This window comes from Enterobacter cloacae complex sp. 2024EL-00227, assembly GCF_043945315.1.
Taxonomy (GTDB): Bacteria; Pseudomonadota; Gammaproteobacteria; order Enterobacterales; family Enterobacteriaceae; genus Enterobacter; species Enterobacter roggenkampii.
In genome coordinates, this window is record NZ_JBIMQP010000012.1 from 101916 (window position 1) to 113834 (window position 11919).

The 11919-nt window shown below is 59.4% G+C and carries 12 protein-coding genes; 9 read left to right on the forward strand and 3 right to left on the reverse strand.

The window, feature by feature from the left end:
* Positions 1 to 9 precede the first annotated feature (9 nt).
* From ACHH0Z_RS19420 to ACHH0Z_RS19460, 9 genes are read left to right on the forward strand one after another with little or no spacing between them, the layout of a single operon-like run.
* Complete coding sequence (locus tag ACHH0Z_RS19420) at positions 10 to 372, forward strand: SFCGS family glycine-rich protein (RefSeq protein WP_006810339.1); 363 nt, start codon at positions 10 to 12, stop codon at positions 370 to 372.
* Positions 373 to 374: 2 nt separating this feature from the next.
* A complete protein-coding gene (locus ACHH0Z_RS19425) occupies positions 375 to 674 on the forward strand; it encodes a DUF4312 family protein (protein ID WP_006810338.1) in 300 nt (99 codons plus the stop codon).
* Positions 675 to 696: 22 nt separating this feature from the next.
* Positions 697 to 1473 carry a DUF4311 domain-containing protein gene (locus ACHH0Z_RS19430; RefSeq protein WP_008501408.1) on the forward strand — a complete coding sequence of 259 codons (777 nt, stop codon included), beginning with the start codon at positions 697 to 699 and terminating at the stop codon, positions 1471 to 1473.
* Positions 1474 to 1486: 13 nt separating this feature from the next.
* Positions 1487 to 2128: a DUF4310 family protein gene (locus ACHH0Z_RS19435; RefSeq protein WP_013095350.1), complete on the forward strand. Its 642-nt coding sequence runs from the start codon at positions 1487 to 1489 to the stop codon at positions 2126 to 2128.
* A 42-nt stretch (positions 2129 to 2170) separates the two neighbouring features.
* A complete protein-coding gene (locus tag ACHH0Z_RS19440) occupies positions 2171 to 3304 on the forward strand; it encodes an amidohydrolase/deacetylase family metallohydrolase (RefSeq protein WP_045408168.1) in 1134 nt (377 codons plus the stop codon).
* Positions 3288 to 4406 (forward strand): DgaE family pyridoxal phosphate-dependent ammonia lyase, encoded by a 1119-nt coding sequence (locus ACHH0Z_RS19445; RefSeq protein ID WP_045353096.1) that lies wholly within the window; start codon positions 3288 to 3290, stop codon positions 4404 to 4406. The genes ACHH0Z_RS19440 and ACHH0Z_RS19445 overlap by 17 nt, the downstream gene beginning before the upstream one ends.
* Positions 4403 to 5143 (forward strand): KDGP aldolase family protein, encoded by a 741-nt coding sequence (locus ACHH0Z_RS19450; protein WP_008501404.1) that lies wholly within the window; start codon positions 4403 to 4405, stop codon positions 5141 to 5143. The genes ACHH0Z_RS19445 and ACHH0Z_RS19450 overlap by 4 nt, the downstream gene beginning before the upstream one ends.
* A 25-nt stretch (positions 5144 to 5168) precedes the next feature.
* Entirely contained in the window at positions 5169 to 6305 is a 1137-nt protein-coding gene (locus tag ACHH0Z_RS19455; protein WP_045408170.1) for a lactonase family protein, read from the forward strand.
* Positions 6306 to 6324: 19 nt separating this feature from the next.
* Positions 6325 to 8235 carry a transcription antiterminator gene (locus ACHH0Z_RS19460; protein WP_008501401.1) on the forward strand — a complete coding sequence of 637 codons (1911 nt, stop codon included), beginning with the start codon at positions 6325 to 6327 and terminating at the stop codon, positions 8233 to 8235.
* A 32-nt stretch (positions 8236 to 8267) separates the two neighbouring features.
* Here the strand turns inward: ACHH0Z_RS19460 and nrdG are convergent, their stop codons facing one another.
* The 3 genes from nrdG to ACHH0Z_RS19475 all read right to left on the reverse strand — a co-directional run bounded on the left by nrdG (position 8268) and on the right by ACHH0Z_RS19475 (position 11918).
* Positions 8268 to 8732 (reverse strand): anaerobic ribonucleoside-triphosphate reductase-activating protein, encoded by a 465-nt coding sequence (nrdG, locus tag ACHH0Z_RS19465; RefSeq protein WP_045408172.1) that lies wholly within the window; start codon positions 8730 to 8732, stop codon positions 8268 to 8270.
* A 105-nt stretch (positions 8733 to 8837) separates the two neighbouring features.
* A complete protein-coding gene (nrdD, locus tag ACHH0Z_RS19470; protein ID WP_023334309.1) occupies positions 8838 to 10976 on the reverse strand; it encodes an anaerobic ribonucleoside-triphosphate reductase in 2139 nt (712 codons plus the stop codon).
* Positions 10977 to 11345: 369 nt separating this feature from the next.
* Entirely contained in the window at positions 11346 to 11918 is a 573-nt protein-coding gene (locus ACHH0Z_RS19475) for a fructose PTS transporter subunit IIA (RefSeq protein WP_032655196.1), read from the reverse strand.
* Position 11919: the final 1 nt, after the last annotated feature.

An 11919-nucleotide genomic window follows, 5' to 3' on the forward strand; every position in this document is an offset into this window, starting at 1 on the left:
GAGCAACACATGGAACAGATTACAGTCGTGATTGGCGATCGCCTGGGTAAAGGTCAGAAAGTGGCGGCCGGTGTGGAAAAAGCAGGTGGACGCGCGGTTGTCGTACCGGGCATGGCGGCAGACATGAAGCTCGGCGACGTAATGAAAGCGGAAAACGCCACCTTCGGCATCTCCTTCTGCGGCAGCGGCGGCGCGGGTGCCATCACCGCCCAGACCAAATATGGCTACAAGGCCAAATACGGTATGCGTTCCGTGGATGAAGGCGTCACCGCCATCAACGAAGGCTGCAACGTGCTGGGCTTTGGCTTTATGGATAAAGAAGAGCTGGGCGAGCGTCTGGTACAGGCGTGGCAGAAAAAATACGGCGCATAAGCATGAAAGAACAGTTCACAACCACGGTGAGAGTGAAGGGGAAGGGCGACGCCAAAGCGCGCGCCTTTGCCGACGCGCTCAACCACGTTCAGGCCGCGGTGATGAAAGCCTCACCGCATATCTTACTGCGTATTGAGCCACAGGATGTGCAGGTCGTTCAGGCGCAAGAAGCGGTGCGAAAAGAAGCGTTTCTGTTCTTCTTTCTGCGCCGGGAAAGACGCACCTACAGCGTGGAGCTGGATGTGACCGTCAACGTGACCGCCATCAATCTCGACCAGGTGGATTTCGTCACGCAACGCTGATTATTCATAAAAGGGCAGACTGATGTTCTTAATTATATTAATAAAATCGCTCATCATCGGCGGCCTGGTAGGCGTCGGTGTCGGGGCCGGGGCTGCACGCATGTTTCATGCGCCTACCACTCAGGGTATGGGCGCGTTTCGTACGTTGGGGGAACTGAACTCCTGCGAAGGGGATCCGGCGTCCCACTTCTCCTTTGGGTTAGGCTTCTTCTTTAACGCCTGGGCCTCTTCCGTGGCCGCAGGGGCTTTCACACAGGACGTTGACCACCGCATCATCCCGAACTGGGGTGCGGCCGCGCTGATGATCAAAAACCGTAACGTCGGCGAAACGCTGCACGACCCGCGCAAAATGGCGATTGCCTGCGGCGTGATCGGCATGATCGTCGTGACCTTCCTTAACCTTACCGCCTCCTCCGTGCCCGCTGCGCTTCAGGTCACCGCCGTGAAGGTGCTGGTGCCTGCCGCGAACCTGCTGGTCAACACCGTGATGCCGGTGATCTTCTGGCTGGCGGCCATCGACGCGGGTAAAAAATCGGGCTTCTGGGCCACCATCTTTGGCGGCGCGGCGCAGCTGATTATGGGCAACGCCGTACCGGGCCTGGTGCTGGGGATCCTGATCGGTAAAGGCGTGGAAGAGAGCGGCTGGAACCACGTCACCAAAGTGATGATGGCGGCGATCGTTCTGCTCTTCGTGCTGAGCGGCTTCTTCCGCGGCTTCGACATGAAGATGATCGAATCCTTCCATCTGACCGTGCCGAACTGGCTCGACATGATCCACAACTCGCTCAGCGGTAAATAACAGGAGCCTCGACATGGAACAGAATAAAGGTTTTTGGTATGCCGACTGGTCGTTCCCGATCTTCGTTGGCCTGCTCTCCTCCGGCGTGTTTGCCGGGACGCACATGTACTACCTCTACGGCATCGGCGCGTTTAACGAAGTGGCCTTCGTGGCGATGCTGAAAGCGGGAATTGATACCGGCGTTTACGGCGCGGTGGCAGCGTTTGGCGCGAGCTTCCTGTTCGCCCGTATTATCGAAGGGTCGCTGGTCGGTATTCTCGACATCGGCGGTGCCATCCAGACCGGCGTAGGTCTCGGCGTACCGGCGCTTCTGCTGGGCGCGGGGATCATGTTCCCGGTGACCAACTTCATTGCTTCGCTGATCACCGGCCTGGTGATTGGTCTGGCGATTGGCTACGTCATCATCCTGGCGCGTAAGTTCACCATCAACCAGAGCAACTCCACCTACGGCGCAGACGTGATGATGGGCGCGGGCAACGCTTCCGGTCGTTTCCTCGGACCGTTGATTATCCTCAGCGCCATGACCGCCTCCATTCCGATTGGCGTGGGTTCTCTGCTGGGCGCGCTGCTGTTCTACATCTGGCAGAAGCCCATTACCGGTGGCGCTATCCTCGGCGCAATGATTCTGGGCTGGCTGTTCCCGGTTGCCCTTTAATACTCGCGGGCGCTCCGGCGCCCGCCTTTTCAGGAGATCCTCATGTTTGATTTACTCCTGCGCCGTGCGCGCCTCGCCGACGATACCCTGACCGATATCGCCATTCAGGACGGGAAGATCGCCGCGACGGGCGACATAGACGCTCCCGCCCGCAAAACGGTGGAGCTAAACGGTGACGTGTTCGTCAGCGCAGGCTGGATTGACTCCCACGTACACTGCTACCCGAACTCCCCGATTTACCACGACGAACCGGACAGCGTGGGCGTTGCCACCGGCGTGACCACCGTGGTAGACGCGGGCAGCACCGGGGCCGACGACGTGGACGATTTCTACGCGATTACCGGCAAGGCCTCCACCGAGGTCTTTGCCCTGCTGAACATCTCCCGCGTGGGGCTGATTGCCCAGAACGAGCTGGCCAACATGGCCAATGTTGACGCCGACGCGGTGAAGCAGGCGGTGAAGCGCCACCCTGATTTTATCGTCGGCCTGAAGGCACGCATGAGCAGCAGCGTGGTCGGTGACAACGGCATCACGCCGCTGGAGCGCGCGAAAGCGATTCAGAAAGAGAACGGCGACCTGCCGCTGATGGTCCACATCGGCAACAACCCGCCAAATCTCGACGAAATCGCCGAACTCCTGAGTTCCGGCGACATCATTACCCACTGCTATAACGGCAAGCCTAACCGCATTCTGACGCCCTCGGGCGAGCTGCGCGCCTCCATATCCTCTGCCCTGAAGCGCGGCGTGCGTCTGGACGTGGGGCACGGCACGGCGAGCTTTAGCTTTGAGGTGGCAAAACGCGCCATCGCGATGGGCATTCTGCCGCACACCATCAGCTCAGATATCTACTGCCGCAACCGCATCAACGGCCCGGTGGGCTCGCTGGCAAGCGTGATGTCGAAGTTTCTCGCCATCGGCATGTCATTGCCGCAGGTGATTGACTGCGTCACGGCGAATGCCGCCGACGGCCTGCGCCTGACGCGCAAGGGCCGCATTCAGCCGGGTCTCGACGCCGACCTGACGCTGTTCACCCTTAAACGTCAGCCGACGGTGCTGACGGATGCCGAAAACGACAGCCTGCAGGCTGAACACATACTGGTGCCGCTTGCCGCGATCCGCGCGGGCAAGGGCTACATGACTGAACAAGGGAGCACGGAACATGCCTTCGATTTATGAGAAGTACCGCTTAAAGCAGGTTATCAACACCTCTGGCCGCATGACGGCGCTGGGCGTCTCCACGCCGCGCCCGGAGGTGGTACAGGCGGCGATGGACGGCATGAATCACTATTTCGAGATGAAGGATCTGGTCAATAAAACCGGGGAATACATCGCGAAGCTGCTGGACGTGGAAGGGGCGACGGTGGTCTCCTGCGCGTCGGCGGGCATCGCCCAGTCCGTGGCGGCGGTGCTGGTGAAAGACAGCGACTGGCTGCTGGAAAACCTGCACGTCACCCCGATTGAGAACAACGAGATCGTCCTGCCGAAAGGGCACAACGTGAACTTTGGCGCGCCGGTGGGCACCATGGTGGCGCTGGGTGGCGGCAGGCTGGTGGAAGCGGGCTACGCCAACGAATGTTCCGCCGATCAGCTGGCGGCGGCGATTACCCCGCGCACGGCGGCGATCGTGTACATCAAATCTCACCACTGCGTGCAGAAAAGCATGCTCAGCGTCGAGCAGGCGGCGGTTGTCGCACGTAAACACGACTTGCCGCTCATCGTCGATGCCGCGGCGGAAGAAGATCTGCACGCGTACTACCGCGCCGGCGCGGACCTGGTGATCTACAGCGGTGCGAAGGCGATCGAAGGCCCCACCAGCGGGCTGGTGATCGGCAAGACCCAGTACGTTGAGTGGGTGAAGCGCCAGACGGCGGGGATTGGCCGCGCCATGAAGGTGGGTAAAGAGGGCATTCTTGGCCTGACCTGCGCCATCGAACACTATCTGACGGCCACCAAAGAGAGCGGTGCCGAGATGGTGGCGAAAATGACGCCGTTTATCGAGGCGCTCAACACCCTGAACGGTGTGACCGCGCGCGTGGTCTGGGACAGCGCCGGACGCGACATCGCCCGCACCGAGATTAAGTTTGACGAAGCCACCACCGGCGTCGGCACGGGGGACCTGGTGGCGAAGCTCAAGCAGGGCGAGTACGCCATTTACTTCCGTGGCTACAAGGCCAACGAAGGGATTATCGAGGCGGACGTGCGCAGCGTAAACGCTGACCAGCTGAACATTGTGTACCGCCGCATTAGTGAAGTATTAGGACAGGAGAAAAACGCATGAAACTGACCCCCAACTTTTACCGTGACCGCGTCTGTCTGAACGTGCTGGCTGGCTCAAAGGCCAACGCCAGCGCCATCTACGAGGCGGCGGAAGGCCACGTGCTGGTGGGCGTGCTCTCCAAAAATTACCCGGACGTGGCGAGCGCGGTCGCTGATATGCGCGAATACGCGAAGCTGATTGATAACGCGCTCTCCGTTGGCCTGGGCGCGGGCGATCCGAACCAGTCGGCGATGGTGAGCGAGATCTCCCGCCAGGTGCAGCCGCAGCACGTTAACCAGGTCTTTACCGGCGTGGCCACCAGCCGCGCGCTGCTGGGGCAAAATGACTCCGTGGTCAACGGTCTGGTCTCTCCGACCGGTACCGTCGGGATGGTGAAAATTTCCACCGGCCCGTTGAGCAGCGCGGCGCCGGACGGCATTGTGCCGGTGGAAACGGCGATTGCTCTGCTGAAAGATTTCGGCGGCAGCTCTATCAAATACTTCCCGATGGGCGGCCTGAAGTGCCGTGACGAGTACAAAGCGGTGGCGGAAGCCTGCGCCCGTCACGACTTCTGGCTGGAGCCGACCGGAGGTATCGATCTGGAAAACTATGAGGAGATCCTGCAGATCGCCCTCGACGCGGGCGTGAGCAAAATCATCCCGCATATCTACAGCTCGATTATCGACAAAGCCAGCGGTGATACGCGTCCGGAAGATGTGCGTACGCTGCTGGCGATGACGAAGAAGCTGGTGAAGTAGAACTCACACCTATACAGGAGCCACCATGCACACCCGTACCTTGCTTGTCGCTTCACTCTCAATGTTCGCCACCGCCGCTGTCGCCCAGACGCAATACGCCTGGGTGGGTACCTATAATCCGAACGGTGAAGGGCTGTACCGTTTTACTGTTAACCCGCAAACCGGTGCACTGAACGATAAAACGTTGGTAAGCAAACTGCCGAATGCGGCGCAGTTGACCCTTTCACAGGACGGCAAAACGCTGTATCTGGCAAGCGAAGTGGAGCAGGGCGTGGTGCAGGCGCTGCGCGTCGGCGATAACGGTGAGCTGAGCGAGCTCAGTCAGGTGGCCTCCGGCGGTGCCGGGCCTGTGTATCTCTCCCTGACGCCGAACGGCCAGCATCTGCTGGTGGCGAACTACGTCAGCGGATCTATCGCGGTGCTGCCCGTTAACGCAGACGGCAGCCTGGGTGACGCCACGGACACACATCAGGATCAAGGCGAACCGGGCGCGGCGAAGCCGGAAGCTGCCGTCGAGGGCAGCTTCGCGATCAGCGATCATAACGGCCCCCATGCGCATATGATCGCCGCCGATCCGAGCGGGAAATACATTTTTTCCACCGATCTTGGGCTGGATCGCATCTATCAGTACCGCTTTGACGATCGGACAGGAAAGCTGACGCCGAACGATCCGCCGTTTATCAGCGCCTCCTCGAAAGGCGCCGGGCCGCGCCACTTTGTCTTTACGCCGAAGGGCGATGCCCTGTGGCTGATTAACGAAGAGGCGTCTACGCTCACCCGGTATACCGTGAATACCAACGGCACCCTGAAAGAGGGTAAAACGGTTTCTGCCCTGCCGGAAGGTTACAAAGGCACCAGCTTTGCTGCCGGGCTCGCATTAAGCGCCGACGGTAAGCAGCTGTATGTGGCTAACCGTTTGCATAACAGCATCGGGCACTTTACCGTAACGGCGGAGGGCACGCTGACGCATCAGGACGATGTGTGGACGCGCGGTGACTACCCGCGCACCCTGACGCTCGATAAACAGGGGCGCTGGCTGTACGTCATGAACCAGCGCAGCGACAACATTACCCGCTTCCGCGTGGCGCAGGACGGGAAATTGAGCTTTGAGCCAGACTATACCCCGGTCGGCAGCCCATCCCAGATGGTCATTTCACCTTAAGCCGTAAGAGGACAACGACGTGCGATTTCCGAACCAACGTTTGGCGCAACTTTTCGACCTGTTGCAAAACGAGACGCTGCCGCAGGACGAGCTGGCGCAGCGGCTGTCGGTCTCCACGCGAACCGTCCGTGCGGACATCACCGCCCTGAACGCGCTGCTGGCCAGCCACGGCGCGCAGTTCATCCTGAGCCGGGGCAACGGCTACCAGCTCAAAATTGAGGACGCCGAGCGCTATCAGCAGCTTCAGGCATCCCACCCGCGCGCGCTGCGTATCCCGCGGACCGGGCCGGAGCGCGTGCATTATCTGGTGGTGCGTTTTCTGACCTCTGCGTTTTCGCTTAAGCTGGAGGATCTGGCGGACGAATGGTTCGTCAGCCGCGCCACGCTGCAAAGCGATATGGCGGAGGTGCGCGAGTGGTTTCATCGCTACAACCTGACGCTGGAAACCCGTCCGCGCCACGGCATGAAGCTGTTTGGCAGCGAGATGTCGACCCGCGCCTGCCTGACCGATCTGCTCTGGGAGCTGGCGCAGCAGGACAGCCTGAACCCGCTGGTAACCGACGTGGCGCTCAATGCGGGCGTGGCGGAGCAGATGGTGCCGGTGCTGCACGACGCCTTGACCCGTCACCACATTCGCCTGACCGATGAAGGCGAGCTGTTCCTGCGCCTGTACTGCGCGGTGTCGGTACGTCGCATCAGCGAAGGTTACCCGCTGCCGGAATTCCATGCCGAAGACGTGGAAGAGAACGTGCGCGAGGCGGCGAAGGATATCGCGGTGACCATCCAGCAGCTGGCGGGCAAGGCGCTTTCGCCGTCGGAGGAGAGCTGGCTGTGCGTGCACATTGCGGCGCGGCAGATTCAGGAGATCGCGCCCAGCGCCATTAACGCTGACGACGACGAGGCGCTGGTCAACTACATCCTGCGCTATATCAACACTCACTATAACTACAACCTGCTCAGCGACGCGCAGCTGCACGCGGACCTGCTCACGCACATCAAAACCATGATCACCCGCGTGCGGTATCAAATCATGATCCCCAATCCGCTGCTGGATAACATCAAGCAGCACTACCCGATGGCGTGGGACATGACGCTGGCCGCGGTGTCGAGCTGGGGCAAATACACGCCGTATGTGATCAGCGAAAACGAGATTGGCTTCCTGGTGCTGCATATTGGCGTCGGGCTTGAGCGCCACTACAACATCGGCTACCAGCGTCAGCCGCGCGTGCTGCTGGTATGCGACGCCGGTAATGCCATGGTGCGCATGATTGAGGCGGTACTGCAGCGTAAATACCCGCAGATTGAGGTGACGCGCACGCTCACCCTGCGCGAGTACGAGCTGGCGGAAACCATTAGCGAAGACTTTGTGATCGCGACCGCCCGCGTCAGCGAAAAGTCAAAACCGGTGGTGATGATCGCCCCGTTCCCGACCGACTACCAGTTAGAGCAGATTGGCAAGCTGGTGCTGGTGGACCGCACCCGCCCGTGGATGCTGGATAAATACTTCGACGCGGCCCATTTCCGCATTATCGACAAGCCGATCGATCAGCAGACGCTCTTCCGCGAGCTGTGTGAACAGCTTGAGGCCGAAGGCTTTGTCGGCGCGGAGTTTCTGGATTCGGTTGTTGAGCGTGAAGCTATCGTCAGCACCATGCTCGGCGACGGCATCGCGCTGCCGCACTCCCTCGGCCTGCTGGCGCAGAAAACGGTGGTCTACACCGTGCTCGCCCCGCACGGCGTGCAGTGGGGCGACGAAACCGCGCACGTTATCTTCCTGCTCGCCATCAGCAAAAGCGAGTACGAAGAGGCGATGGCGATTTACGATATTTTCGTCACTTTCCTGCGCGAGCGGGCGATGTCACGGCTCTGTAGCTGCGAGGATTTCGCCGGGTTTAAGGCGGTGGCGATGGAGAGTTTGAGTCGTTTTTGAGATAAGGGCGGATGGATAATATCCGCCTTTGATCAACGCAGATGATGTACAACCTGGTTGCTGCTGCCGCGCCAGATGAGCGCCGGGTCTTTTAAATCCTGCATGAACTTGCCGTCGACCAGCACGTTAATCAGATCCACGACTTCCATTTGCTGCGCATTCAGTTCATCCAGCTTGTAGCCCGTCCAGACCCAGATATCTTTTCCCGGACACTCTGCGCGAATGCGCTTCACCAGCTTCAACATATCCGGCACGTTTTGCGGGTGCAGGGGATCGCCGCCGGAGAGCGAGATCCCCTGGCGTTTGATGCGCGTGTCGTTCAGGTCGTTGATGATTTTATCTTCCATCTCCGCGGTGAACGGCATGCCGGAATTGAGTCGCCAGGTGCTTTTGTTGTAGCAGCCGGGGCATTCGTGGACGCAGCCGGAAACAAACAGCGTGCAGCGGGTGCCGGGGCCGTTGACGATGTCGACAGGGTAGTACTGGTGATAGTTCATAGCGAATAACCACGCCGGGTGGCGCTGCGCTTACCCGGCCTACAAAAGAGAGCGGTCCGTAGGCCCGGTAAGCGCAGCGCCACCGGGCATTAACGTGGCAGAGGATTAACCGATCTGCCCATTTCCCAGATGCTTCACGCGGCGCTTCACTTCTTCCTGTTTGCCGGCGTTAAACGGACGGGCGTCCGGGCTGCCGAGATAGCCGCACACGCGACGGGTCACGGAGACGCGAGCTGCATCGTGGTTGCCGCATTTCGGGCAGGTGAAGCCTTTACTGGTACATTCAAACTCACCGGTGAAGCCGCACTCGTAACACTCATCAATTGGCGTGTTGGTCCCGTAATACGGCACGTGCTGGTAGCTATAGTCCCACACGTCCTCCAGCGCTTTCAGGTTGTGCTGAATGTTCGGGTACTCGCCGTAGCAGATGAAGCCGCCGCTGGCGATCGGCGGATAGGCCGCTTCGAAGTCGATCTTGTCGTACGGGTTCACCTTTTTCTCGACGTCGAGGTGGAAGCTGTTGGTGTAGTACCCTTTATCGGTCACGCCTTCCACAATCCCGAACTCGGCGGTGTCCAGGCGGCAGAAGCGGTCGCACAGGTTCTCGCTTGGGGTGCTGTACAGGCTGAAACCGTAGCCGGTTTCCTCTTTCCACTGGTCTACCGCGTCGCGCAGGCGCTGAACGATGGCGATGCCTTTCTCACGCAGGGCTTCGCTGTCGTACATGTGCGTGTCGCCAAACAGGGCGTTGATGGTCTCGTGAATGCCGATGTAGCCCAGCGAAATCGACGCGCGGCCGTTTTTGAAGATCTCGGATACGTCATCGTCCGCCTTCAGGCGCACGCCGCAGGCCCCTTCCATATAGAGGATCGGCGCGACGCGGGCTTTGACTCCTTCCAGACGGGCGATACGGGTCATCAGCGCTTTCCGCGCCAGCTGCAGACGTTCATCCAGCAGTGTCCAGAATTCAGCTTCATTACCTTTTGCCTCCAGCGCGATGCGCGGCAGGTTGAGGCTGATCACGCCCAGGTTGTTACGCCCGTCGTGGATCTGCTCGCCGTTTTCATCCTCGTAGACGCCGAGGAAGCTGCGGCAGCCCATTGGCGTTTTAAACGAACCGGTCACTTTGACGACCTGATCGTAGTTCAGGATGTCCGGGTACATGCGCTTGCTCGCGCACTCCAGCGCCAGCTGTTTGATGTCGTAGTTCGGGTCACCAAACTTGTGGTTCAGGCCGTCGCGAATCGCGAACACCAGTTTCGGGAACACGGCGGTTTTACGGTTTTTGCCGAGGCCGGAAATACGGTTGCGCAGGATCGACTGCTGGATCAGGCGTGATTCCCAGCTGGTGCCCAGGCCAAAGCCGAAGGTTACAAACGGCGTCTGGCCGTTGGCGGTGTGCAGCGTGTTCACCTCATATTCCAGCGACTGGAAGGCGTCGTAGCACTCTTTCTCGGTACGGGAATGCGCATAGCCGTCCGCGTCCGGAATCTGCCACTCTTCGGCGGTTTTACGGTGCTTGTTGAAGCTCGCCGTCACGAACGGGGCCAGCACTTCGTCAATGCGGTTAATGGTGGTGCCGCCGTAAATATGGCTGGCGACCTGGGCGATAATCTGCGCCGTGACCGCGGTAGCCGTGGAGATCGACTTAGGCGGTTCAATCTCCGCGTTACCCATTTTAAAGCCGTGGGTCAGCATACCTTTCAGATCGATCAACATGCAGTTGAACATCGGGAAGAACGGCGAATAGTCGAGATCGTGATAGTGGATCTCGCCGCGCTCGTGCGCAGACACCACGTCGCGCGGCAGCAGATGCTGACGGGCATAGTGTTTGGCGACGATACCGGCCAGCAGGTCGCGCTGGGTCGGTATCACTTTACTGTCTTTGTTGGCGTTTTCGTTGAGCAGGGCAGAGTTGGTCTGCTCCACCAGGCCACGGATCTCCTGGTTCAGGCGACCGCGCTTCTCGCGCTGCACGTCACGATCGTGGCGGTACTCAATGTAGGCGCGCGCCAGTTGCTTGTAAGGCCCCGCCATGAGCTGGTTCTCAACCGCGGTCTGGATCTCGTTGATATCGACCTGGCTGCGTTCATTCATCTGGCTGCTAACGACTTCTGCGACGGTGGCGCAGTAATCTGCGTCATCGACTCCCGCTGCTTTAGCTGCACGCAGAATGGCTTCCTGGATGCGCTCTGATTTAAACGGCACTTTACAGCCATCACGTTTCATCACATGCGGTGTCATGATCACTCCATTTTTAAAAACAGGTTATCCACAGAGGTGGAGAAGTATTCACCGGACGCATTTCCCGCCAGGCCAAAGACTTCCCGCGTTCCCAGCTCGTGTTATCCACAATTCCGGCCAGCGTAAGCGCCGTCTTGTTGTTGGAATAGTAGACGATAAATACAAGATGTTGGGTCGGCGTGCATTTTAAGTGCTACATATAGTGATTTGCATCAAACATGTTTGCGATTTATTTGATGCAGAACAAAGTAAAAAGACGAGAGTACAAACGACGGGCGCTTCAGCGATTGTAAAGGCGGGCGAGAAAAATCTGATTGATTATTCAACAAAAACAAGCGCTCAGCACGGTGTGTGCTAAGCGCTGTTCATTTAACTCCCCCCGCAGACCCAGCTCAGTCCCGCCTGCAAAAAGGCTGCGGTTGCGATACTGCCCAGCACCACCGGGATGAGAAAGGAGCGTTCAGGAGCATCGTCCTGTTTTTGTGGTTCTTCAGCACTCAGCGCGGACATCGCCTCTTCCCGGGTGCGCGCCGCCAGCAGTCGCTCACGCACCCGATCTTCCGTCAATAAACAGGTCAGCGTCGTCAGCAGCTGCATATGGGTACTCCCTGCTTCCGCGGGCGGAATGGCGAGCAGGAAAACCATTCTCACCTCTTCGTCACCATCCAGCCCGGGCCAGCGTATCGGGTCGTCAAAGAGCGCCAGACAAAATGCCGCCTGCTGCACCGCCTCGGTTTTACCGTGCGGGACGGCGAGCGCCTCACCCAGCGCGGTAGGACCTTCACTTTCGCGTTGTAACACGCTCTGGATGAACGTTTCTTCATCACTGATGATTTTTTGCCTGGCGAGCGGTTCGGCGAGCCAGCGTATTAGCGCTTCAGGCGAACGGTGCGGCGGGTTGATAAAAACCAGATCGGGATGCGTCAATGCAAGCAGGTTCATA

Excerpts from the sequence above, each read along its gene's own strand:
- ACHH0Z_RS19435 (WP_013095350.1), top strand. The coding sequence starts at position 1,487 with ATGGAACAGAATAAAGGTTTTTGGTATGCCGACTGGTCGTTCCCGATC.
- nrdD (WP_023334309.1), bottom strand. The coding sequence starts at position 10,976 with ATGACACCGCATGTGATGAAACGTGATGGCTGTAAAGTGCCGTTTAAA.
- ACHH0Z_RS19425 (WP_006810338.1), top strand. The coding sequence starts at position 375 with ATGAAAGAACAGTTCACAACCACGGTGAGAGTGAAGGGGAAGGGCGAC.
- ACHH0Z_RS19430 (WP_008501408.1), top strand. The coding sequence starts at position 697 with ATGTTCTTAATTATATTAATAAAATCGCTCATCATCGGCGGCCTGGTA.
- ACHH0Z_RS19450 (WP_008501404.1), top strand. The coding sequence starts at position 4,403 with ATGAAACTGACCCCCAACTTTTACCGTGACCGCGTCTGTCTGAACGTG.
- ACHH0Z_RS19455 (WP_045408170.1), top strand. The coding sequence starts at position 5,169 with ATGCACACCCGTACCTTGCTTGTCGCTTCACTCTCAATGTTCGCCACC.
- ACHH0Z_RS19475 (WP_032655196.1), bottom strand. The coding sequence starts at position 11,918 with ATGAACCTGCTTGCATTGACGCATCCCGATCTGGTTTTTATCAACCCG.
- ACHH0Z_RS19445 (WP_045353096.1), top strand. The coding sequence starts at position 3,288 with ATGCCTTCGATTTATGAGAAGTACCGCTTAAAGCAGGTTATCAACACC.
- ACHH0Z_RS19420 (WP_006810339.1), top strand. The coding sequence starts at position 10 with ATGGAACAGATTACAGTCGTGATTGGCGATCGCCTGGGTAAAGGTCAG.
- ACHH0Z_RS19440 (WP_045408168.1), top strand. The coding sequence starts at position 2,171 with ATGTTTGATTTACTCCTGCGCCGTGCGCGCCTCGCCGACGATACCCTG.
- nrdG (WP_045408172.1), bottom strand. The coding sequence starts at position 8,732 with ATGAACTATCACCAGTACTACCCTGTCGACATCGTCAACGGCCCCGGC.